Annotated in this window: 1 protein-coding gene; it reads right to left on the bottom strand. The window is 32.2% G+C overall.

Annotated elements, in window-relative coordinates; translation table 11 throughout:
• The coding region (locus tag KB213_RS12630; protein ID WP_211683614.1) for a hypothetical protein at positions 1-214 on the bottom strand (214 nt) is incomplete at both ends.

Genomic DNA, 214 nt, shown 5'->3' with positions numbered 1-214 from the left:
AGAGGCGTTTTTTGTGCATGCACCACATGGAGTCGCGTTTATTTACCGGGCCAATGCCAAACCCAAAAAAACCACGCCCAAAAAACAGATAGCCCCCAAAAAAACCTTTTTTAAAAAAATTTTTTGTCGCATTTTGTCGTTGGGAAAAAAATTTTATATTTTTTTTCATTATGTTTTTTTTTATAATTTTGTTTTTTTCAGCGACAATTTCATT

Source organism: Neokomagataea anthophila, assembly GCF_018122595.1.
Lineage (GTDB): Bacteria > Pseudomonadota > Alphaproteobacteria > Acetobacterales > Acetobacteraceae > Gluconobacter > Gluconobacter anthophilus.
Note: the sequence above shows the minus strand (reverse complement) of the source record. Positions and strands in the feature narration are given on the sequence as shown.